Below are 22,766 nucleotides of genomic sequence, written 5' to 3'. Positions count from 1 at the left end.
TTTTTTGCGATCGGCTACCTCCATAGTTCCAGGGGACAATCCCCGTGAAAGGTATTCGATTGACAACTGAAGAAAATACACAAGCAACCAGTGGAATTGCTGACACTTCCGCAGCACACGAGCCACAGATTGAGCAGGCGCAAGCCGATGTAGTGGGCGATTCCTCTATAGATCTTTCCGAAAAAACTTTTGCTGATTTCGGGGTCTCTGCTCCGCAATGCCAGGCTCTTGAAGATGCCGGAATCATCCACCCCTTCCCGATTCAAGCCCTCACTTTGCCGGTAGCGCTCGGGCGCCACGATATTATCGGCCAAGCTAAGACCGGTACTGGTAAAACTTTGGGGTTTGCGCTCCCGGTTTTGGAGGACGTGGTGGCTCCAGATGAGGACGGCTACGAAGACCTGCTAGACCCTGGCCATCCGCAAGCCTTAATCGTCTTGCCCACCCGGGAGCTCGCCATCCAGGTAGCGAGGGAAACCGCGCAGGCAGCTGCCCGCCGCAAAGTGCGTATTTGCGAAATCTATGGGGGACGGGCTTTCGAGCCCCAAATAGCGGATCTGAAACGAGGAGTCGAAATTGTAGTCGGCACCCCCGGTCGCCTGATTGACCTCATGAAACAAGGGCATTTGAGCTTGTCGTCAGTGCGCACTATGGTGCTAGATGAAGCCGATGAAATGCTAGATTTGGGATTCCTTCCCGACGTAGAGGTACTCCTTTCGCGCACCCCCGCCAATCGCCACACGATGCTGTTTTCCGCCACTATGCCCGGAGAAGTTGTGGCGCTAGCCCGCCGCTATATGGAACATCCCACCCATATTCGGGCGCAAGATCCCGATGATCAAGGCGCCACGGTGAAAACCACTCGGCAAGTGATTTACCGCTGCCACGCCCTTAATAAAGTTGAGGTACTGGCGCGGATTTTGCAGGCTCGCGAACGCGGCCTCACCATTATTTTCACGCGCACTAAACGCACTGCTGCCCGGGTAGCAGAAGATCTTGGCAAACGCGGCTTCGCAACCGCAGCCTTACATGGCGATTTAGGGCAAGGTGCTCGCGAGCAGGCGCTGCGAGCTTTTAGACACGAGAAAGTCGATGTCCTGGTAGCCACCGATGTGGCAGCGCGCGGCATTGATGTTGATGACGTCACCCACGTAATCAACTATCAGTGCCCCGAGGACGCCAAGATTTATATTCACCGCATCGGGCGCACTGGCCGCGCCGGGAATTCGGGAACCGCGATCACCTTCGTGGACTGGGATGACGTTCCCCGCTGGAAGCTGATCAACAAAGAGTTATCGCTGGGGGCGGACGAACCGGTGGAAACCTATCACACCAGCCCGCACCTTTATACCGATTTGGATATTCCCGAGGATGCCGGCGGGCGCTTACCGCGTTCGATGCGTAAACGCGCCGGACTGGCCGCCGAAAAACTTGAAGATCTCGGGGAGACCGGAGGTCGCGGTCGGGGGCGCGGACGTTCAGGGCGCGGAAATAATTCTCGCGGTCGCTCAGGAGGCGGACGGAGTAAAGGCTCTCGGGGCGGACGGGATCGGCGTCGGGAACGCGATAGTCACCAAGGGGCGGGTACCCAGCGTCAGCCGCGTCCTCGGCGTGCGCGCCGGCGTCGTCGCAAAGGCAGTGAAGACTAGGCTATTTAAACAACCACGAAGGAGAAATAGATGAACCGCGTTCAGCGAGGTGACTGGGATCAGTGGTGGCGTAGTGCCGCTATCTATCAGATTTATCCCCGTTCTTTTTCCGATTCCAACGGTGATGGGATCGGCGATCTGGCCGGGGTGTTAGAAAAAATTGACTACCTAGAAAAACTGGGAATCGATGCCGTCTGGTTTTCCCCTTTCTATCCTTCCCCTCAACACGACACCGGTTACGACGTAGCCGATTATCTGGATATTAATCCCGAATATGGGGACTTACAGACTTTCGATAAAGTTCTCGCTGAGCTGCATGAGCGCGGAATGAAAGCCATCATCGATGTGGTTCCTAATCATTCCTCTTGGGATCACCCCCTCTTTAAGCAGGCGCTAGCCGCGGAGCCGGGCGATCCGGCACGCGATATGTATATGTTCCGCAAATGCGCGGATACCACTCCCAACAACTGGGGGTCTATGTTCGGCGGATCTGCCTGGTCAAAAGTGGAGCCCCTAACTGGTAAAGCTAGCGACCGGGACTGGTGGTACCTACATATTTTTGATGCCTCCCAACCCGACTTCAACTGGGAAAACCCGAAAGTTCACGACTTTTTCCGGTCCTACCTACGTTTTTGGTTGGACCGCGGCGTAGATGGTTTCCGAGTGGATGTGGCTCACGGCCTGGTCAAGGATCCCGCGCTGCCCGATGACTTGGTGGGGCCGGATCGCCTTAACTATGAAGGCCCAAATAGCGATAATGGACGTGCCCTCGATGTGGGACCGTTCTTTAACCAGCCGGGAGTCCACGATATTTATCGCGAATGGCGCCAGGTGCTAGATGAATATGGCCGTGACCGGATGCTAGTAGCCGAGGCCTGGGTCAATACCCCGGAGCAAGAAGCTATGTATGTGCGCGAGGACGAAATGTCCCAGGCCTTCAACTTTTCGGTAGTTAACTGCCAGTGGGAGCCAGCCGCTCTGCGGAAAGTAATCCGGCGCACCCAAGAGGCCTCGGCCTCGGTGGGCGCTCCCCCCACTTGGGTACTGTCTAACCACGACAAAGTCCGTCATGCCACCCGTTTTGGCTACCCCAACGGAGCGAATACCGATAACGGGATCGGGGCAAGTGACCCGCAACCGGATCGAGAAATCGGTTTAACTCGGGCGCTATCGGCAACCGCGTTCCTCGCGGGGCTGCCCGGCTCTATCTACCTGTATAACGGGGAAGAATTGGGGCTACCTGATGCCACTAAGCTTCCGGATGAGGCACGACAAGATCCCACCTGGCAGCGTTCCGGCTTTAGGGTACGAGGACGCGACGGCTGCCGGGTACCGCTCCCCTGGTCGGATGAACCCGGTTCTAACTTTGGGTTTTCTCCTGCAGGCGCTAGCCCCGCCTGGTTGCCACAACCAGATGATTGGGGCGAGCTGTCGGTTAAGGCACAAGATTCAGACCCGAACTCTCCGTTAAACTTTTACCGCAAAATGCTTACGGTTCGCCGCGACCTCGGCCTGGGAATGGGCGAATCTACCTGGTTAGAAAGCGATCCGGAGGTACTGGCTTTACAGGTTACCGGAGCGAACGGGCGTCAGGTAGTGGTAGTAACCAACCTGGGGGCGGGTTCGCGTCCCTTACCGGAGGTCGCAGTAACAGATTCGGCAAAAACCCTCCTGTCAACCCCAGGAATCGGTTCCTCCCATAACTTGGGTGACAGTAGCGAAGATAAAATCGCGCCCGAACAAACTCTCTGGATCGAAATCTAAGGGTTTTCTGGACTTAACTGCGCCAACTCCCCCGAAAAGCTGGGAAAACCGGGCCATTTATCCGCATGAAACCGGTGTAACTAATGCCACTGACAAAATAGTGGATTTAAGTCGGTCATTTTCCCTTTAACCGATAGCCTTGGAATCGTAAGCCTTGTAAGGAGATTGAATATGGCAGACAACCTTACCCATTCTTTAGGTTCATTTACTCGTTCTATTTCTGGACGCCGCGCCGAAGACTCCACCCCTATGGAGTTTTGGACAGGAATGTCGCAAGCGATTGTAGAACGTATCGCAGAAAACTGGGAAGCAACCACAAAAAAGTATGCCGCGGGACGCCAAGAGCATTACTTCTCGGCTGAGTTCCTAATGGGCAGAGCCCTGCTCAACAACCTGGATAACCTGGAACTGTTAGAACAGGCGAAAGAAGCTACAAACACCTTCGGCATGAATCTCACCGACGTTCTGGAAGCCGAACACGATGCCTCCCTCGGTAATGGAGGCTTGGGACGCCTAGCTGCCTGCTTCTTGGATTCTTGCGCCACTATGAACCTGCCAGTGCGCGGATATGGAATCTTGTACCGCTACGGCCTATTTAAGCAGGCCTTTGAAAACGGTAACCAACGTGAGCATCCGGATCCGTGGATGGAGGAAGGTTATCCTTTCGTTATTCGCCGCGAGGAAGAGCCCTGCTTTATTAACTTCGCAGATATGCAAGTGCGGGCGATTCCCTACGATATGCCGATTACCGGTTATGGCACCGATAACGTAAATACTTTGCGCCTGTGGAAGTCAGAACCGATGGAAGAGTTCGACTATGAGGCTTTCAATTCGCAGCGGTTCACCGATGCTATTATTGAGCGGGAACGGGTGGCTGACCTGTGTCGGGTTCTGTACCCCAATGACACTACTTTCGAAGGCAAAGTGTTGCGGGTACGTCAACAGTACTTCTTTGTATCTGCCTCTCTGCAGGACATGGTAGAGAACTACATCAACCATCACGGTGATGACCTGCGTGATTTCGCGAAATACAATTGTATCCAGCTAAATGACACCCACCCGGTATTGGCGATTCCGGAATTGATGCGGATTCTGCTTGACGATCACGGGATGGATTGGGAAGATGCCTGGCAAATCGTACAGAACACTTTTGCCTACACCAACCACACGGTGCTCGCTGAAGCTCTAGAAACCTGGGAATACGCAATTTTCCAGCGCCTATTCCCCCGGATCCTGGAGATCGTAGCCGAGATTGACCGTCGTTTCCGGATGGAACTAGAGGCACTGGGCTTTGACGCTGCCCGGATTGACTATATGTCTCCGATTCATGGTGGCCGTATCCATATGGCTTGGATTGCCTGCTACGCAGCATTTTCGATTAACGGGGTGGCTGCCCTGCACACCGAAATCATTAAACGGCAGACCTTGAAAGACTGGTACGAGATTTGGCCACAAAAGTTTAATAACAAGACTAATGGAGTTACGCCCCGGCGCTGGCTCAAACAGTGTAATCCTCGTCTAGCTAACCTGCTTACTGAAAAGCTGGGTTCTACTGATTGGGTTACCGATATGGATCAGCTCAAGAGCCTACGTAAGCTGGCTGATGACTCGGATCTAATGGCGCAGCTACTGGGGGTAAAGGCCGATAATAAACGGGACTTTGCCCAGTGGCTGGAGCAACGCTCTGGACAAAAGATTGATCCGTCTGCGATTTTCGATGTGCAGATCAAGCGGTTGCACGAATACAAACGGCAGCTGTTAAACGCGCTATATATTTTGGATCTGTATTTCCGGATCAAAGATAATCCGCAAAAGCCTTGGCCACATCGAGTATTCATTTTCGGGGCTAAGGCTGCTCCCGGATATGTGCGAGCCAAAGCGATTATTAAACTGATTAACACTATTGGGGAACTGGTCGCTAGTGACCCTGAGGTTTCTAAAGTTATCCAAGTAGTGTTTGTCGAAAACTACAATGTTTCCCCGGCGGAACATATTATTCCTGCTGCCGATATTCACGAACAGATTTCTACTGCTGGTAAAGAGGCATCGGGAACTTCCAATATGAAGTTCATGATGAATGGAGCACTTTGCCTGGGTACTCTAGACGGTGCGAATGTAGAGATCGTGGATTCAGTGGGGGAAGAAAACGCCTATATTTTCGGCGCCAAGGAAGAGGAACTACCGGAGCTGCGACGCACTTACGATCCGCGCAAGCTCTATGAAACCGTGCCGGGACTAAAACGGACTCTGGATGCGTTTGTTGATGGCACTTTAGATGATGGCGGTACTGGCCTGTTCCATGATCTTTTGGGTTCGCTACTAGATTCCAACGGCTACGAACCTGCGGACGTCTACTACGTACTGGGTGATTTCGCTGATTACCGGGAAGTGCGTGATCGCGCCGCCCTCGAATACGCTGACCAAATTGAATGGGCGCGTAAATGCTGGATCAACATCTGTGAATCTGGACGCTTCAGCGCTGATCGCACCATAGCTGATTACGCTAAAGACGTTTGGAAGATACAGGCGCAAAAAATCTAGCTGCCGAAGCCGATTCTTGGCGATAAGTCAATAGCTAATAGTCGCGGGGTGGAAGAAGGATTCTTCCACCCCGCGACTATTTTTCTATCCGGTTTTCCCAGGACAAATCTGCTGCCTTACCACCAGGTTTCATCCTGGCATTCGGCTGCGCTAACCCGCTAGGCAGGAGCTTGCACCAACCGATATAGCAGCCCGGAATGTACGGTAGGCCATGCTGCCAAAACGGAACCTTTCTGGCGCACATCCATGCTGGTACCATCAAAGCGGGACACTATGCATCCACTTTCCCGACAGATTAAAGTCGCCGCTGCTATATCCCAGGGGGATACCCAAAGATGAATAAATCCCCCTGCCCTACCGGCTGCTACTTCCACCATTTCTAAGGCGGCAGAACCGTATCGGCGATGTCCCCGCGATTCCTCTAAAACTTGAGCTAAGCGAGGAAGCGCTCGGATTTCCTTTAAATCGGTTAGCAGAACTACCTGGCGGTAATCTATATCCGAATTCACCGCCCCTAAGGGAAGGTCATTGCAATAAGCCCCTCCCCCTAAAGTCGCGGTATAGGTCTTATCAGCCACTACATCTTGCACTACTGCCAGAACCGGGACTCCGTTTTCACATAATGCCAAGGAAATTGCGTAATCTCGCTTGGTTTCTATGTAATTCATCGTCCCATCAATGGGATCTACTAGCCATACCCGTCCCTCGAAAGAATCAACCTGGTGTCCTTCCTCTCCGAGCACTGGGTAGCCACTAAATTCCAGTAGTTGATTCGCAATAAACTGCTCTATTTCTTTATCAACATCGGTAACTAAATCATTACGGCTGCTTTTAGCGGTAATATTTAGTTCCATTCCCGGTTCAAGCGCCATAGCTGCGGCTTTTTTAACGGTAGCTACTGCATAATCCAATAGTTTCAGTAATTCCGGCTTTTCCATGTTCCTCACCTAGTTCTGGCAGTTACTTAGCCCAGCATCTATCAAAGTTTGAGCAATCTCAGGGGTAAGATAGTCAAAAATTAGCACCTGCGCCCTTTGCTTGCATCTAGCTTCGTCCTTGGTATAAATATCTAAAATCCACGGATTTAGCTGAGCGGCATAGGCATCGGGGAATCCTAACTGTCCATTGGTAGCACTAATATGATTCAAACGTAGCTCACCAGTTCCAGCCTGTTCCCCTAGTTGCAAGATTGCCTGCTGTTTAGCTTCTAAACTGGGACCATCCCATAAGTCTTGTAGCCGTATTTTCTCGGCTTCATGCCAGGGATATGCCCAAACACAGTCTGGTAAATACGTCGATTCATACTGGCTGGGGGCACATTCCAATGCCAGGATTTTTCCGCGTAACTGCCCCAAAGTTAGCTCACTGATGGGAATCTGACTTTCTTTCTTCCATAGGAAGAATAAATCTCGATTTTCAGCAATCAGTTTCGTAATTTGCTGGCAATACTGCGGAAAATCATCCTTATTTTCATTTGCGTTTTGGAATCTAACCAAGAGGAACTCTTGTGGATGATTCTTTAGAAACTCTCGGATAGTTTGCAATATCTCCGTAGCTTTAATCGTGCTTATCCACTCGCGGTGAGCTGCAACCAGGCTAGAGCGAATCCGCAAATCTAAAAACCTGACCCCTATATCTAATTGTTCTGCAAGCAGGAGAGTCTGAGTTTTATAGTATCTTTGCGGACAGGTTGCGGTCATAGAATCATGAGTTCCTGGGATAGTCAGGTTACCGATGGGAACTGAATCTGGATGATGAGCCATCCAATCTGCGTGTTTAACAGTTGCTTTCATTTTGCCCTCAGTTCATTTGTTTTTGGCGGCGCTGCATTTTCACCATGAGGTGTGACATTACCGCTGCAACCAGAGCTAAAGCTGCCAATCCTAAGAATGCAGACCCCAGTACATTGGTGGAGGTTAGCACTTCGGTTATTACTTTTCCGTTGCTATCAGTAATGGAGGGGGTAATCAGACCACCGAGCACAATGGGGGCTAATAACGCCGGGATATATCCGACAGTGATTGCGAAAGACATAGCAGCTGAAGAATTCTTCTTGGCAATGCCGAACTCTCCGATGGGAGCGTAGTAGACACCCCGAATCATAAAGGTGGTGGCAGATGCCAAGAGCATCATCACGATTAGCGCCCAGAACATTCCACTAGATATCAGGTTCCCCGGTACTTGACCAGCTGGATAAGAGCTGATAGCTGGGCTGTTAGTGAAGAAGATTGCCGCAATCAGCGACAGTAGAACTACCAGAACTATCTCCATAGTTCTCATGAACTTTACCGTTGATTTAAATACTTTTTCTACCAGAATCGTTGAAACCAGTGGCAACATACGCAAGCCGATTACGGTAGTTGCAAACACGGCGGCAGCCACTGCCGAAGTTCCGTATCCGGCTTGTAAGAAGCGGGCAAAATAAGTTCCGGCAGCTACGAAAGTGCCATAGATACAAAAAACGTTGATACCGGTGAGCCAGACTATCGGCAGTTTAGCTACTTTCCCAACCCCTTTGATTGCCTCTACAGTGTTAGCTGCTTGGGTGTCTTCACTGCCGACTTTTTGCCCTTTTGGTACCGCCCAGAACACCATTAGCCCGGCTACCAGGACGATTATCGAGGAAGTGTACATGATGGTTCGAGCACTGGCTCCCGATGCCAGCATCAAGGTCCAAAGCAAAGAAACCAGGAACGCGAGCAGACCGCGTCCAAACTCGAAAAAGCCAAATGCAGTGCCTTGATGTTCTTCAGTGGTTGAGAGGCTAACTGCTTTGAAGTTGGCTGGTTTGAATAATACCTCGGTAAACAGCAGCATCAAGAAGAAGCATACGAGCAGCGTCCCCAGGGAGAGATTAGGTGAGAATACGGTGATGAATAGGGAAATCCCTCCCGCACCCAGAGAAGAAATCAGCATGATAGTACGAATCGCGAAACGATCGCCTACCCAGCCCAAGGCAATGGTTCCCAGGATAATAACTAAACCTTGCATTGAATATAGGTTCCCTGCCTGAGCGTCGGTTACCCCCATGGCGGTAGGAAAATCTTTGGGAATGGTGTTCCTAATGTCCCAAAAAGCATAAATTAACTGCGCATTTACTGTGATTAGCACCAGCGACAGGAATGAAGTCGCCGTGAATCCCAGGTTATTCAACTTTGAACGCATATTCGTAGCTCCTTTGCTGCAAATAATTCCTAGATGTGCTTTAGCACATAGCCATACAATAAAATATCCCTCACATTAAGTCAAACGTTTGAATATGTTTTATCAGCAGTCTTAATTTCCAAAAGAGTACAAAAACGCTATTTTTAGATTTTTTTGCTTTAACGTTTTAATATCTTTTCCCCTCCTAGTTCTGCAGGAAGAAAGCTGTACCGGTAGAGCGCCTAATTACCAAAGAACTCTCCACAGTGAGCTCTTGCGCCGCTGCCACCTGACCGGAAGCTCTTCTAATCGCCAGCGAAGTCACGTGCTCAGCAACTTTCGCCGCCCCCCTATCCACAGTGGTTAAATTAAAAGCCAGGGAGGACGCCCCCAGAGAGTTATCGAACCCGCTCACCGAAATATCAGCGGGAATAGAAAAACCAGCTCGATATAAAGCCACCATAGCCCCCTGCGCCACCTGATCGTTATAACAAGCCAGCGCGGTGACCCCCAATAAAGCAACCCGGGTTAAATCATTACGAGATTTTTGGCAACTCCAAGAATCAGTCAAAAGTTGCTGCACGACTTTAAAGCCATCATCGACAGTGTTACCTGCCAAAATCGGATGGACTTTTAAGCCCGCTTCCTCGCCAGCTCGCATTAATGCCTGGCGACGAATTTTAGATGAATAGCTTTTTGGACCATCCAAGTAAGTTATTTCTGCATGACCTAAAGATTTTAGATGCAAAACCAGTTCATGCAGCCCGCTATAGTTGGAAGAACGCACCAAGTCAGCGCCCGCCAGAGCGCTTTGCCCCACCACTACTGCGGGAGTTAAGTTTGCCGGGAGTTCCTCACCGCTAAAAACAGGATTAATCGCTACACAAGTGTTAATCCGCAGCTGAGACAGAGCCTCTAATCCCTGCCGATAATCATTAAATAGGGAAGCGTTTTGAGTGATCGTACGATAGCCAGCTTCTTGGGCGCAACGGTTAATATTCTCGACATATTTGTTATGTAACTCTTGATCTAGCTGGGCAACTATTCCAATTATCTTAGGTTTAGAACTGCGAAGCATCGCCCCCGACAAATCCACTTGATACCCCAAACGGTGGGCAACTTCCTTAACCCGTTCACGCACCGGTTCGGAGATTCGCGAGTCATTGCGCAATGCAAGCGAAACTGAAGATATTGATAACTCAGTTTCTCGTGCAACATCTTTTAACGTAACTCTTTTGCGCTGCGCCATTTCGTCCTCCTACTAGCGTCTAACCCTATTTTCTCACGTTCAACCTCGGTAACGGGAAAACCGGAAATCTTAACCTTAGCCGCTAGCAATCCTTTCCGAGTTAGCAGGTGTGAAATAATGGAAGGGACTTTCAATAGCCAACGATGGAGTAGTCCTACCAAAGGAGATCTACATGCATATTGCGATTACCCCCACCCCCGAAGATGCCTCTAAGCTAGCGGCAAAAATTATTATTCCCCAAGTAAAATCGGGATTTAGGTTGGGGGTAGCAACTGGCTCTACCCCGGAAGGACTATACGCTGAGCTCCGCGCCGCCCATGCGCAAGGACAGTTCAGTCTGGAAGAATGCACCGCCTGGGCTCTAGATGAATATGTAGGAATCGCTCCCGACCACCCCGAACGTTACCGTAACGTATTGCGCCGTGAACTGGTTGGCAGCGAAAAGACCGGGCTAAAGGACGAAAATCTGCACACCCCCGATGGTACTGCCGCCGATCCGCACCAGGCAGCACGCGATTATGAAGCAGAAATCGCTCCCGGAGTTGATTTACAGATTCTAGGAATCGGTGCCGATGGCCATATCGGTTTTAATGAACCGACCGGCAGCCTAGCTAACCCCACCAATGTGGTGACCTTGACCGCCCAAACTATTGCCGACAACGCCCGCTTCTTTGATAACGATGAAGCTAATGTCCCCAAGCAGGCAGTCACGCAGGGGCTATCCACCATTATGAAATCGGGTCAAGCAGTCTTGTTGGCTTTCGGCTCCCAAAAAGCCGATGCCGTTGCCGCAACGGTAGAGGGCGCGGTCAGCGCTTTTTGGCCCGCCTCCATTTTGCAGTACCACCTAAATGCGATCATCATCGCTGATGAAGCTGCCGCCAGCAAATTGCAACTGACCGATTACTATCGGCAAACTTGGCAAGCCGAATACCCCGATTTGCCGCTCAGCTACTAAGCGACATACCTAACTGCCGTCCTGCCCAAAACCTAGACGTTTCCCTGTCTAGGTTTTGGGCAGTTTTCACATCTAACAGGGTGCAACTTGTAGTATCTGGCTATGACTATAAAAGTGGCAATTAATGGATATGGCAATCTAGGACGCGCGGTTGAAAGAGCAGTTAATACCGCTGAAGATATGCAGGCGGTGGCGGTATTTACTCGCCGAGATCCTAAAGACTTAGAAACTGCCGGCACCCCGGTTTATTCTGTCTCGCAGATGGCGGATTTTTCTGGAGAAGTTGATGTGTGCATTTGTTGTGGAGGCAGCGCCACGGACCTGCGCACCCAAGGACCGGCAGCGGTTAAATACTTTAACACTGTTGATTCTTTTGATACTCACGCCGATATTCCCGCCTATTTTGCCGATATGGACGCTGCCGCCAAGGAAGCGGGACATTCTGCCCTGATTTCTACCGGCTGGGATCCGGGTCTGTTCTCGATTGCGCGCACCCTCACCGAGGCGGTGCTCCCGGCCGGCTATACCCAAACTTTCTGGGGGCGCGGAGTATCTCAAGGACACTCGGACGCGATTCGCCGGATCGAAGGGGTCGAGGGCGCAGTGCAATACACTGTCCCCAACCAAGCGGCAATCAAGGCGGTAGAAAGCGGAGAAAACCCCCAGCTGAGCACGGCAGATAAGCACTCGCGCCTGTGCTATGTAGTTGCCGCTGAAGGCGCCGATAAAGAGCGGATTACCCGCGAAATTAAAGAAATGCCGAAATATTTTTCGGACTATGAAACCACCGTCAACTTTATTTCTGCCCAGGAACTGGCACGCGATCACGCCGGCATGCCCCACGGAGGGCAAGTCCTCCGTCTCGGTCACACTCAAGAGGGCGTTAAACATCTGGTGCGCTTCCAGCTGCAACTAGATTCCAACCCCGATTTCACCGGGTCTATGGTGGCTGCTAGTGCTCGCGCGCTAGTTCGCCTACACCAGCATGGACATCGCGGAGCCGCCAGCGTCCTAGACCTGCCTCCCGCTTGGTATTCCCCGTCCTCCCCTGAGGGCTTGCGTGCCCAATTGTTGTAGATTCAGGCAGCAAATTATTTGCAGTCAGCTTTGCGGGCAGCACTGTTAAGTGGTGCTGCCCGCAGCGATACCACATCACTTCCGCTGCGGGCAGCAGCCGGCTACTAGTTTTGGGTTAACTGGCGACGGCGATTTTCTAAGCTCATTAATTCGGCAAAAATCTGTTGATAGCGTTCATCTTGCGGATCACAGCGTTGCAGCCGTGCCTTAGTATCAGCGATTTGGCGGGCAAGATCACCGCGAATCATCGCCCCCCACACCCCGCGGGCGTAGTCATTTAGGCGCGCGGGATCATCTTGCGGAAGCGGCGAAACTACCAGCGCCGACACCAAACTTTTTAGTTGCGCAGAGACACTCGATCCCACAAGTTCCACCCACCGTTTATTCGCTAGCAGGATCGCCCGCTGCCCTTTGACCCCCAGCTCGTCCTCGGCACCCCGCCAAAGCTCCGCGTATTTATCTAATCCCCCCAGGGAGGATAATGCCGCAAAAAGGGCGCTAAACATGGGTACCCGAAAAGCAACAGGAGACACCGTTTCCACTCCGAGCCCAAATAGGCTGGCTGGCAGTTGTAATAAGCACTCCAGAGCTTGTTTTTCCAGATTGGCAACTGGATCGGAGCTGTCCGGCAAGCTGATTGCCCCGGGCACACCGGGGGCGGCAGAGTCTCCGCCCGCTCCCGATCTGGCGGCTTCGCTGACCCCATAGGGGCTGGCAGCAGCGCCATTTCCTGCTCCTTGAGGGCTTCTAGGTTGAGCCCGGGAAGCATTATGCACAATCTGGCGCACCTCATTCTCTGGCATCCCCACCCACCCAGCTAGGCGGCGAGTATATTCCGAACGCAATGCCACATCCCGGATCCGTCCCACTATCGGGGCCGCCGCCCGCAAACCGGCCACTCGGCCTTCAGAAGTATCCAAGTTATGGGCTTTCAAAGTGGTGCGCAAAACAAACTCAAAAAGGGGACGCCGCGAATCCACCAGGGTTCGCACCGCACCGGCTCCCTGTGCTTGCCACAAATCGCAAGGATCTTTCCCCGAGGGTTCAATCGCCACGAAAGTTTGGGAAGCGAAAGCCTGGTCTTCCCCAAAAGCATGTAGAGCCGCTTTTTGCCCGGCCTCATCACCATCGAAAGTAAAGATCACTTCCCCGCCGCGTGCCTTGCCCGAAGACAGCAACACTCCGGCTGCCGGGTCGGCGTTATCCCCTAGCAGGCGGCGTACAATCTGCACATGATCAGAGCTAAAAGCAGTACCGCAGGTCGCAACCGCACATTCGACTCCCGCCAAGTGGGCAGCCATCACATCGGTATAGCCTTCCACCACCACGATGCGGCGCTGCTTGCTGATCGCTTTCTTTGCTCTATCAATCCCGTACAGCACTTTCGATTTCTTATAAACCGCAGTTTCGGGAGTATTCAGATACTTCGGTCCTTTATCGTCCTCACCTAGCCGACGCGCCCCAAAACCTACTACTTCGCCTGTCAAATTCGCGATAGGCCAGATTAACCGTCCTCGAAAACGATCATAGGGACCGCGTTGTCCCCTAGAAAACAGTCCTGATGCCGCCAATTCCGGCTCGGTGAATCCGCGTTTACGCAAAAATGATAGCAGCGCATCCCAGGAGTCGGGAGCATATCCCAATGAGAACCTGGCCGCTATGTCGGCATCGAAACCGCGGGCACTCAAAAACTTTTGTGCCCCTACCGCTTCTTTACTACCCAGCTGAGAACGAAAAAACTGGGCGGCGTTGCGGTTGGCTTCCAATATCCGTGAGCGCGAAACCCGATTCGGATCCTTCTTTTCTGCAGCCCCAGTGTCTTCATAATGCAGGGTAACACCAGTTTTATCTGCCAGGTATTGCACCGCTTCGGTAAAAGAAAGGTGATGAACATTTTCAACAAACTTAATCACGTCCCCACCTTCACCACACCCAAAGCAGTGATAGTACCCCTGCGCGGGGCGCACATGAAAGGAAGGAGTGCGTTCATCATGGAAAGGACAAAGCCCTTTTAGGGCGCCGACCCCGGCGGGGCGCAACGCTACCTGTTCGCCCACGATTTCATCAATGCGGGCACGCTCGCGCACCTGATCAATATCTTCGCGTCGAATTAACCCAGCCATGTCTTAATCATAGGCGAGGGCGGCGCGGCCGGGATACGGGTTCCGAATCTTACAGCGAACGGAACATGCCGCATAGGCGGGCATGCCACTGGTTAGCAGTAGTGTCGGTCAAAGAAGCGATTTGATCAACTAGCGCTCGCAACCGGCCGTCATCTCCCGAGGCTTCCCGCCAAGTACTGCGATGCGGTTCTTCCAGCTCCTCTGGGCGTTCCCAGAGGGCGTCGGCAAGTTCATAGATAGTGGTACGTTGCGCAAGATAAATAGGTTCGGTTTCTCGCGGCGCCATCATGTAGGCGGCAGCTATCCCCTTCAAAAGTTTAATTTCGGCGAGGGTCGCATCCGGAATAACTAAATCAGCATCATAGCGGCGCAAGGGACCGGTTCCTGCCGCTTGCAAAGTAGCGGACGAAACCGCAGAACAGAAACGCCCGATCAATTGGGACGTCATATTCTTTAGCCGCGCCATATCCCGATAGGAACCATCGAAACTAGCTAGCCACTGGGGCAGGGAACGAATCCGTTCCCAGGCGTCTTGAAGCTCATTGCCCGGGGCATCTCCGTACCAGTTAACTGTTGTTTCAAACACCAGCTCTAAAGATTTATTTTCCCCCAAGGTGGCCGGATCTAGCTCTCCGGTTTGGACACCGTCCTCGATGTCATGCACGGAATAAGCGATATCGTCAGAAATATCCATGATTTGTGCCTCTAGGCAGCGTTGATGCGGGGGAGAAAATTTGCGCATCCAGTTAAAGACCGGGGCATCTTCGCGGTAGCAATTATATTTCTTGCGTGAATACTCGCTGTTCGCCCCTTGCCCTTTAAGCCAGGGATATTTACACACCGCGTCCAAAGTGGCACGGGTCAGATTTAGTCCCAGAGGGCGCCCCTCGGTGCTCATAACTTTAGGTTCTAAGCGGGTCAGCAACCGGAAAGTTTGGGCGTTCCCCTCGAAACCGCCAATATCTTGGGCAACTTCGTCGAGGGCGCGCTCCCCGTTATGCCCAAAAGGGGGATGCCCCAGATCATGGGCTTGACAAGCGGCATCTACAATATCGGGGTCACATCCCATTTCTTGCGCGATTGACCTGCCTACCTGGGAAACCTCTATCGAATGGGTCAGGCGGGTACGAATAAAAGAATCGGTGGCCGGCCCGAGCACCTGGGTTTTAGCCCCCAGACGCCGCAGCGCCGAAGAATACATAATCCGGGCGCGATCCCGAGCAAATTCGGTGCGATGCGATGATTTGGGCGGCTCCTCCTGACAGCGTTCGCGGTCACGGGGAGAATAGGGCGCGGTTTTCATATATTTCACTCTAGCCTGTGCGCAAGTATTTGCGTTTAATATCCGCCCTGATCTAGAGAAGTATCGAGCTTGGCTGCCTGAAGGACGCGGGCAGCCGCCGCATCTACCTCTCGGGTAGCTAACCACCCTTCCGGCAAATGAGTTTTGCGGGGGTTACCCCGCCGCCCGCGTTTGCCCTCGGCGGCCGGGGGGTAAGGCAAAGACGGATCCAGGGTAGAAAACAATTGCTCCAGCTCTTGGATACTATTAGCACTGGTGAGGGCGCGGCGGAAGTCACCTCCGACAGCGAAGCCTCTAAAATACCAACCCAAGTGTTTACGCATATCCCGCAGGGCACGTTCTTGGTTGCCCATCCAAGAACTAAGCATCTGCGTGTGCCGCAGCGCCATTTCACATACCTGTCCCAGGTTAGGGCGAGCGCGATTAGCTGAGCCGTTAAGCGCACTGGCCAGGTCATAGAATAACCATGGCCTCCCCTGGCAACCACGCCCAATCTCTACCCCCGCACAATCGGTTTGTGCCAGCATTGCTAGGGCGTCCTCGGCAGAAAAAATATCGCCGTTACCCCAAACCGGGATTTCTAAATCTTGTCGCAACTGGGCAATGGCTTGCCAATTAGCACTGCCCGAATAGTATTGGTTAGCGCTGCGACCATGCAGCACCACGGCACTCGCCCCTACTTTTTGTGCCAGTTTTCCGGCTTCCCGATAGGTTTCGTGTTCGGCGTCGATCCCGATGCGAATCTTGGCGGTGACCGGCACAGGAGTAGCGCGCGGAGAATCTTTTTCGCCGGCCTCGGCTCCAGCGACCACTGCCGCCACTATCTGTCCAAAACGCTCTGTTTTCCAAGGTAGCGCCGCCCCGGCACCTTTGCGGGTCACTTTAGGCACCGGGCAACCAAAGTTAATATCCAAGTGATCAGCCAGGCCCTGACGCACCAACATCCGGGCACCTTGATACATAGTTTCCGGGTCTACCCCGTGCAGTTGGACGGAGCGAAAGGTCTCTTCCGGGTCTGGTTTGATCAAAGCTAGAGTGCGCGAATTGCCTTCCACTAAGGCGCGGGCTGTAATCATTTCGCAAACATAGAGCCCACTGGCTGCCCCGCTCGTGGGGGTGATCCTTAAGTCCTTTAATGCTTGAACGGCCTGCTCACGACACAGGCGCCGAAAGGGAGCATTAGTTACCCCCGCCATCGGCGCCAGGGCGATGGGGGTGCCAACCGTTACTTCCCCGAGTTTAGTTGGCATCCCGACCGCCTCCTTTAAGCGTTGTTGTTATCGTATCCTCCCCTGCTAGATACCCACCTACCGGCTCATCTGACTTTAGATTATCCGCGGAAGCAGAGTGAGACCCCAGGGACGGGGAGGAAGCCCGCACAAATTTTACGAGGAAGGTCCCCACCGCCGTAGTGGCGGGAATCGCCAGTACCAACCCGATCGAGGCCACCAGAGTGCGCACGATTTCCTCGGCAATCTGGGAAACTGTGAGCAGCTCTAAGAAAGGCCGCTGCGATAACATCGCCAAAATCAAAGTTGGCAACGCCGTACCTACATAGGCGAAAGCCAGAGTATAAACCGTAGACGCAATATGGTCACGCCCAATCCGCATCGCCCGTGAAAACAGTTTTCTTCGCGGCATTTGCGGATCAGTCTCATCAAGTTCCCAAACGGCAGAAGCCTGCGTAATGGTCACATCATTTAAAGCCCCCAAACCGGCTACCACGATCCCGCAAATAAATAACGAGGGCAGCCCCAGGGCGGGTAGCTGGGTTCCCAAAATCAGGGCATCCTCGTCACTAGCTCCACTTAGCCCGGCTGCCCGAGTACCGGCATAGGCGAGTAACACCGTCACTATCAGCCCTAACAAGGTTCCCAGGAGCGCGGTAGTCGTGCGGATAGTAATCCCGTGCGCCAAGTAGACCGATAGGAACATAATCGCCCCTACCCCCGCTAAGGTCACCAACATGGGGGGTTTGCCCGCCATTAGAGCTGGGAGGATAAAGAATACGATTACCAGAGTCGAGGCTGCCAGCCCCAATAGCGCTAGGAAGCCACGTCTGCCTGCCACCGCTACCACGATGATCACATAGAGCAGCCCCATAATAGCTAAGGCGTTCCCCCGTTTTATGTCGGTGAACAAGAATGGGGTACCAGTAGCCATGGCATCGGTGTCATAGATCATCCACACCGCGGTGCCGATTCGGATCGCAGATTTAGACTCTTCGGGAACTCTAACGGGGACAACCTTGCCCTTCCACTGTCCTTCCAGCACTTTTACGCACACCAAAGGTTGGCGTTCTGGTAAGCCATTAGTGGGATCAGCAGCCCCTTTGGGCATTTTCAGTCCCGCAATCAGACATTTTTCCCCGTTCAAGCCCGTCACCTGACCGCTCAAACGGTTAGGTGCTTGCTCAGACCAATCCTGCTGGGCATCCCCTATAGGTTTCGGGCTGTAAAGAGCGACAATACCGATAATAATCGCCAGTAAAACTGGTACTATCAGCGCGGTTAAAATGCGTCTAGCCCGACGTAGGGCTCGCGAGTCCGGGCGAGCCCTACGCGAAGAACTTAGGTGCTGATGCAAACGCGTCCTGCCTTAGCAGCCCACCAAGCGGGTCGCCAAGTAGGAGGTAAGCTCCGCGATCTTTACCCGTTCTTGCTCCATCGAGTCCCGTTCACGCACAGTCACACACTGGTCATCACCGGATTGGAAGTCATAGGTGATACAGAACGGCGTGCCGATTTCATCCTGACGGCGATATCTGCGGCCAACCTGTCCTGCCTGGTCATACTCGACATTCCAGTTCGCCCGCAGTTCCTGGGCAATCTCTTGCGCCGGGCCGGTCAGTTCGTCTTTACGAGAAAGCGGCAACACCGCAGCCTTAACGGGAGCGAGGCGCGGATCTAGGCGCAGTACCGTCCGCTTGTCGACCCCTCCCTTGGCGTTGGGAGCTTCGTCCTCGTTATAGGCCTCTACCATAAAGGCCATTAGCGAGCGAGTAAGTCCCGCAGAGGGCTCTACCACGTAGGGCGTCCAGCGCTCACCTTTTGATTGATCAAAGTAATCCAAATTCTTGCCCGAAGCCTGCTGGTGAACGCCCAGGTCATAGTCGGTACGGTTAGCAATCCCCTCAAGTTCGCCCCACTTCGATCCCTGGAAGCCGAAGGCATACTCGATATCGACAGTGCGCTTGGAGTAATGAGAGAGCTTTTCTTGCGGATGCTCATATAGGCGCAGGTTATCTTCGCTTATCCCCAAGTCCTGATACCAAGCTAGGCGTTCATCAATCCAGTACTGGTGCCACTGCTCATCGGTTCCCGGTTCTACGAAGAACTCTAGTTCCATCTGTTCGAACTCGCGGGTACGGAAAATAAAGTTTCCGGGGGTGATTTCGTTACGGAAAGATTTCCCGATCTGCCCGATCCCGAAGGGCGGTTTCATCCGGGCAGAGGACATCACATTTGCAAAATTGATGAAAATCCCTTGCGCGGTTTCCGGACGCAGGAAGTGCAATCCTTTTTCATCGTCAACTGGCCCCAGGAAAGTCTTTAGTAGCCCGGAGAAGGCGCGCGGCTCGGTCCACTGTCCGCGTTTACCACAAGCCGGGCACGGCACATCTTCCATGGACACCTCATCTGCTGAAGGCAACTGGTGTTTTTCCGCGTATGCTTCCTGCAGGTCATCTTCACGGTGACGGGTATGGCAGGCGGTGCATTCAATCAACGGGTCAGTGAAAGCCTTCAGATGTCCGGAGGCTTCCCAGACTTTTGACGGTAAGATGACCGAAGAATCCAGGCCGACCACGTCGGAGCGTGAGCGCACTACCCGGTTCCACCACTGCCGTTTAATATTTTCTTTCAGCTCTACCCCTAGCGGGCCGTAATCCCAGGCAGAACGGGTTCCACCGTAGATTTCCCCACAGGGGTAAACAAAGCCGCGTCGCTTTGCTAGATTGATGACACTATCCAACTTCGAGGGCGTTTCAGCCACTATATTTCTCCTTAAGCTCAACTTGCTGCGCCAAGGCGCTACCACCCCAGATTCTACCGGGTTGCCTGCACTTTCCAGAACCGGAGCGCTAGAGCGTGACTTACAACTCTAAAAGCTGGATTAATCCGCCGAAAAATCCCAGAAATTTGCTTTTACCTGGAGTTTTTAGCACTCTAGGCTAGCTTCGCGCACCTTGGTCTTGAGAACGGTTATCGTTTATATTATGAGCTATGCAGCAAAGAATGAAAAAAATAGTTTGCGCCGCAGCGATTGCCGCTCTAGCTCTGGGCGGATGCTCCACGAGCGCAAAAAGCGGGAAAGAGGACGGCGGGAAAGTCGAGGCCGTAGCCTCCTTTTACCCCCTGGCTTACGTAACCAGCCAAGTTGGTGGAGAGCAAGTGGACGTAACCAACCTGACGCCCTCGGGTGAAGCCCACGAAGTAGAGCTATCCGCGAAAGACCTCACCACCATCTCGCAGGCGGATGCCCTAATCTACCTATCGGGATTCCAAGCCGCCGTTGACGACGCGGTAAAAGAAGCAGCCCCGAAGAACACTTTGGATGTAGCCAAGGCCGCCAAGCTGAAGAAACTATCTGCCGAAGAAGCGGCGGAGCACGAATCCGAACACGAAGCAGAACACGATCACGAGGGCGAACATAAAGAAGCCGCTCACGACCATCATCACGGCGGTTTCGACCCTCACTTCTGGCTAGATCCTCAGCGGCTATCCCAAGTGGTACCGCAAGTAGTTGCCACCCTTACTCAGGCCGATCCGGATCATGGCGACACTTTCCAGAAAAACGGGAAAGCGCTGCAAGACAAACTAGCTGACCTGGATAAAAAATATCGCGCTGGCCTGAATAAATGCGCCACCCCTACCGCAGTTACCGCTCACGAAGCCTACGGCTATCTGGCAGATCGCTACGGATTCGAACAAGTAGGGGTAAAAGGGGTGGATCCGGAAGCGGAAACCTCACTGACTCGCCTACAGGAAGTGGCAAATATTGCCAAGGACAAGAAAGTCAACGTATTGTTTTCGGAGAGCGCCCTCGGAGATAAAGACACTAAGACTTTAGCCGAGCAACTCGGGATCAAATCTGAAGTACTCGACCCCTTGGAAATCCAAGTAGATAAGAACCGAGATTACCTGCAGGTAATGCAGGATAACCTGGAAAAATTGAGCAAAGCGATGAAATGTCAGTAACTGAGACCAAAACATCTCTACCTTTTAGGGCGACGGATTTATCTGTCGCCCTACAGGGCAATTTGATCCTGGAAAATATCAATTTGCAGATCACCCCCGGAACTACCGTGGCGCTGTGCGGGGAAAACGGCTCCGGAAAATCCACTTTGGTGCGCGCCGCAGTGGGACTGAATCCAGTCAGCTCGGGGAGCTTAGAGATTTTTGGTGCCCGAGTGGGCGATAAAAACTATGCGAAAGCCCTCGCAAAAGTGGGGTACGTTCCTCAACGCAAAAGCGCCCTCGGTACCGTTCCGGCTACTGCCCTAGAAGTAGTCCGCTCCGGGCTATTGCGAAAAGGACGAGTAGGCCCCAAACGCTCCGACCGGGAACGCGCCCGCCAGACGCTAGCAAAAGTGGGGTTAGCTGGATCGGAGAACAAAAAGTTTCAGTTTATGTCGGGCGGCCAGCAGCAACGGGTTTTAATTGCCCGCGCCCTAGTGCGCGATCCGGAGTTTTTAATTATGGATGAGCCCTTGGCCGGGATTGACCGGCAAAGCGCAAAGAGTCTAGCTGCAACCATTGCGGAGGCAAAAACAGCCGGGAAGACTATGTTGATTGTGCTGCATGAACATGGATCCTTAGCTCCCTTGATCGACCGCACCATAACTTTAGTTTCCGGACAGATCGCCAGCGATAACCCCAGAGAGGCTCTGTCTCCGCTTCCGGGAGCAGAGGGGAACGAAGAATGATTACTGCCACCACCAGTATTTCTTACCCGGCTCTAGCCTCCTCCAGCCTGCAACTTAGTTTCGCGCCCTCCGCCAGCCAGCTTGCGTCCTCCGCTAGCCGCGGCGCTCTCGCGCCCTTACCGAGCTTTGAAGCCGATTGGGCAAGTCTATTGGCCTCTCCTTTCTTTCTCCGTTCCCTAATCGTGGCCGTACTGGTGGGACTGAGCGCCCCCATTATCGGCACCTACCTGGTGCAACGCCGCCTATCGTTACTAGGGGATGGGATCGGACACGTAGCTCTTACCGGAGTGGCGCTAGGTTGGGTAGTGGGTAATCTAACGGAAATTGCGGGCGGAGATACTTTAGCGATCCCGGGGGCAGTAATCGCCTCAATCGTAGGCGCGGTGATTATTGAATTGGTACGTGCCAAAGGTGGAGCCAGCGGAGACGTGGCGATGGCTTTACTTTTTTATGGAGGGATCGCTTCCGGGGTGCTGGTGATTTCCCTGGCCGGGGGCACCACCAACCAATTAAATTCCTACCTATTTGGCTCAATCGCCGCCGTTTCTTGGTCAGACGTTTACCTCACGATCGCCCTGTCGCTGCTGATCCTAGTGTTTGGCCTGGGGATGCGCCGAGAACTCTTCTCTATCTGCAACGATGAGGAGTTCGCCCTCGCTTCCGGGATTCCGGTAAGACTGCTGACCACCTGCTTAGCGGTAGTTAGCGCCCTGACGGTATCGACTGCGATGCGGGTAGTGGGAGTGCTCCTAGTTTCGGCGCTGATGATCGTGCCGGTAGCCATCACCCAGATTTATGCTCGCTCTTTCAGCGCCACTATGGGATGGGCAATGCTGCTGGGGGTAGTGATGTGTATTGCGGGGTTAGTCTTTTCTTACTTCACGGCCGCCGCCTCTGGATCGGCGATCGTGATGGGGCTGATAATCCTGTACGCACTGGCGGCAGCGCTGCGTCCCCTGGTATATCGCCGCCATCTTCAAACCCCGCAAGAACCCGCTGACTGTGGACATCATTAGTCCTGCCAGGTCAATA

17 protein-coding genes are annotated in these 22,766 nt (G+C 53.1%); 8 read left to right on the top strand and 9 right to left on the bottom strand.

Going from position 1 to position 22,766, the window contains the following annotated elements:
- Positions 1-59: 59 nt before the first annotated feature.
- The 3 genes from L0M99_RS08410 to L0M99_RS08400 all read left to right on the top strand — a co-directional run bounded on the left by L0M99_RS08410 (position 60) and on the right by L0M99_RS08400 (position 5,954).
- Complete coding sequence (locus tag L0M99_RS08410; protein ID WP_283217142.1) at positions 60-1,649, top strand: DEAD/DEAH box helicase; 1,590 nt, start codon at positions 60-62, stop codon at positions 1,647-1,649.
- 30 nt (positions 1,650-1,679) lie between these two features.
- Positions 1,680-3,413, top strand: coding sequence for a glycoside hydrolase family 13 protein (locus tag L0M99_RS08405; RefSeq protein WP_238128361.1), 1,734 nt, complete (start codon positions 1,680-1,682; stop codon positions 3,411-3,413).
- 171 nt (positions 3,414-3,584) lie between these two features.
- Positions 3,585-5,954, top strand: coding sequence for a glycogen/starch/alpha-glucan phosphorylase (locus tag L0M99_RS08400; RefSeq protein ID WP_238128360.1), 2,370 nt, complete (start codon positions 3,585-3,587; stop codon positions 5,952-5,954).
- A 158-nt stretch (positions 5,955-6,112) separates the two neighbouring features.
- Here the strand turns inward: L0M99_RS08400 and L0M99_RS08395 are convergent, their stop codons facing one another.
- The 4 genes from L0M99_RS08395 to L0M99_RS08380 form a co-directional block, all read right to left on the bottom strand.
- Complete coding sequence (locus L0M99_RS08395) at positions 6,113-6,892, bottom strand: inositol monophosphatase family protein (protein WP_238128359.1); 780 nt, start codon at positions 6,890-6,892, stop codon at positions 6,113-6,115.
- Between the two features lie 9 nt (positions 6,893-6,901).
- Positions 6,902-7,747: a hypothetical protein gene (locus tag L0M99_RS08390; protein WP_238128358.1), complete on the bottom strand. Its 846-nt coding sequence runs from the start codon at positions 7,745-7,747 to the stop codon at positions 6,902-6,904.
- Positions 7,748-7,754: 7 nt separating this feature from the next.
- Positions 7,755-9,119 (bottom strand): MFS transporter, encoded by a 1,365-nt coding sequence (locus tag L0M99_RS08385; protein WP_238128357.1) that lies wholly within the window; start codon positions 9,117-9,119, stop codon positions 7,755-7,757.
- 184 nt (positions 9,120-9,303) lie between these two features.
- Positions 9,304-10,347, bottom strand: a complete 1,044-nt coding sequence (locus L0M99_RS08380; RefSeq protein ID WP_238128356.1) for a LacI family DNA-binding transcriptional regulator — start codon at positions 10,345-10,347, stop codon at positions 9,304-9,306.
- 172 nt (positions 10,348-10,519) lie between these two features.
- On the opposite strand from L0M99_RS08380, the gene L0M99_RS08375 reads away from it, so the two are divergent.
- Entirely contained in the window at positions 10,520-11,305 is a 786-nt protein-coding gene (locus L0M99_RS08375; protein ID WP_238128355.1) for a glucosamine-6-phosphate deaminase, read from the top strand.
- Positions 11,306-11,407: 102 nt separating this feature from the next.
- A complete protein-coding gene (locus L0M99_RS08370) occupies positions 11,408-12,382 on the top strand; it encodes a diaminopimelate dehydrogenase (RefSeq protein ID WP_238128354.1) in 975 nt (324 codons plus the stop codon).
- A gap of 104 nt (positions 12,383-12,486) precedes the next feature.
- Here L0M99_RS08370 and dnaG read toward each other — a convergent pair whose 3' ends face one another.
- The 5 genes from dnaG to L0M99_RS08345 are packed head-to-tail and all read right to left on the bottom strand — an operon-like array spanning position 12,487 to position 19,801.
- Positions 12,487-14,505: a DNA primase gene (dnaG, locus tag L0M99_RS08365; protein WP_238128353.1), complete on the bottom strand. Its 2,019-nt coding sequence runs from the start codon at positions 14,503-14,505 to the stop codon at positions 12,487-12,489.
- 49 nt (positions 14,506-14,554) lie between these two features.
- Positions 14,555-15,808, bottom strand: a complete 1,254-nt coding sequence (locus tag L0M99_RS08360) for a deoxyguanosinetriphosphate triphosphohydrolase (protein WP_238128352.1) — start codon at positions 15,806-15,808, stop codon at positions 14,555-14,557.
- Between the two features lie 35 nt (positions 15,809-15,843).
- Positions 15,844-17,058, bottom strand: coding sequence for a tRNA dihydrouridine synthase DusB (dusB, locus tag L0M99_RS08355; protein WP_238128351.1), 1,215 nt, complete (start codon positions 17,056-17,058; stop codon positions 15,844-15,846).
- Positions 17,048-18,394, bottom strand: a complete 1,347-nt coding sequence (locus L0M99_RS08350; protein WP_238128350.1) for a YibE/F family protein — start codon at positions 18,392-18,394, stop codon at positions 17,048-17,050. The genes dusB and L0M99_RS08350 overlap by 11 nt, the downstream gene beginning before the upstream one ends.
- Positions 18,395-18,406: 12 nt before the next feature.
- Entirely contained in the window at positions 18,407-19,801 is a 1,395-nt protein-coding gene (locus L0M99_RS08345) for a glycine--tRNA ligase (protein WP_024058445.1), read from the bottom strand.
- A 242-nt stretch (positions 19,802-20,043) separates the two neighbouring features.
- Here L0M99_RS08345 and L0M99_RS08340 point away from each other — a divergent pair, with 242 nt between their 5' ends.
- The 3 genes from L0M99_RS08340 to L0M99_RS08330 are packed head-to-tail and all read left to right on the top strand — an operon-like array spanning position 20,044 to position 22,750.
- Positions 20,044-21,006, top strand: coding sequence for a metal ABC transporter substrate-binding protein (locus L0M99_RS08340; RefSeq protein WP_238128349.1), 963 nt, complete (start codon positions 20,044-20,046; stop codon positions 21,004-21,006).
- Positions 20,997-21,734, top strand: coding sequence for a metal ABC transporter ATP-binding protein (locus L0M99_RS08335; protein ID WP_024058443.1), 738 nt, complete (start codon positions 20,997-20,999; stop codon positions 21,732-21,734). The genes L0M99_RS08340 and L0M99_RS08335 overlap by 10 nt, the downstream gene beginning before the upstream one ends.
- The gene (locus tag L0M99_RS08330; protein ID WP_024058442.1) at positions 21,731-22,750 is read left to right on the top strand and encodes a metal ABC transporter permease; all 1,020 of its coding nucleotides are present in this window, start codon (positions 21,731-21,733) and stop codon (positions 22,748-22,750) included. Before L0M99_RS08335 ends, L0M99_RS08330 begins: the two co-directional genes overlap by 4 nt.
- Positions 22,751-22,766: the final 16 nt, after the last annotated feature.

The sequence above is a fragment of the Varibaculum cambriense genome (assembly GCF_022133705.1).
GTDB classification, from domain to species: domain Bacteria; phylum Actinomycetota; class Actinomycetes; order Actinomycetales; family Actinomycetaceae; genus Varibaculum; species Varibaculum cambriense_A.
Note: the sequence above shows the minus strand (reverse complement) of the source record. Positions and strands in the feature narration are given on the sequence as shown.

Bases quoted from the DNA above. Each gene is read 5' to 3' on its own strand.
- L0M99_RS08395 (WP_238128359.1), bottom strand. From the start codon at position 6,892: ATGGAAAAGCCGGAATTACTGAAACTATTGGATTATGCAGTAGCTACC.
- L0M99_RS08400 (WP_238128360.1), top strand. From the start codon at position 3,585: ATGGCAGACAACCTTACCCATTCTTTAGGTTCATTTACTCGTTCTATT.
- L0M99_RS08390 (WP_238128358.1), bottom strand. From the start codon at position 7,747: ATGAAAGCAACTGTTAAACACGCAGATTGGATGGCTCATCATCCAGAT.
- L0M99_RS08330 (WP_024058442.1), top strand. From the start codon at position 21,731: ATGATTACTGCCACCACCAGTATTTCTTACCCGGCTCTAGCCTCCTCC.
- L0M99_RS08385 (WP_238128357.1), bottom strand. From the start codon at position 9,119: ATGCGTTCAAAGTTGAATAACCTGGGATTCACGGCGACTTCATTCCTG.
- L0M99_RS08380 (WP_238128356.1), bottom strand. From the start codon at position 10,347: ATGGCGCAGCGCAAAAGAGTTACGTTAAAAGATGTTGCACGAGAAACT.
- L0M99_RS08340 (WP_238128349.1), top strand. From the start codon at position 20,044: ATGAAAAAAATAGTTTGCGCCGCAGCGATTGCCGCTCTAGCTCTGGGC.
- dnaG (WP_238128353.1), bottom strand. From the start codon at position 14,505: ATGGCTGGGTTAATTCGACGCGAAGATATTGATCAGGTGCGCGAGCGT.
- L0M99_RS08405 (WP_238128361.1), top strand. From the start codon at position 1,680: ATGAACCGCGTTCAGCGAGGTGACTGGGATCAGTGGTGGCGTAGTGCC.
- L0M99_RS08375 (WP_238128355.1), top strand. From the start codon at position 10,520: ATGCATATTGCGATTACCCCCACCCCCGAAGATGCCTCTAAGCTAGCG.
- dusB (WP_238128351.1), bottom strand. From the start codon at position 17,058: ATGCCAACTAAACTCGGGGAAGTAACGGTTGGCACCCCCATCGCCCTG.
- L0M99_RS08360 (WP_238128352.1), bottom strand. From the start codon at position 15,808: ATGAAAACCGCGCCCTATTCTCCCCGTGACCGCGAACGCTGTCAGGAG.
- L0M99_RS08370 (WP_238128354.1), top strand. From the start codon at position 11,408: ATGACTATAAAAGTGGCAATTAATGGATATGGCAATCTAGGACGCGCG.
- L0M99_RS08335 (WP_024058443.1), top strand. From the start codon at position 20,997: ATGTCAGTAACTGAGACCAAAACATCTCTACCTTTTAGGGCGACGGAT.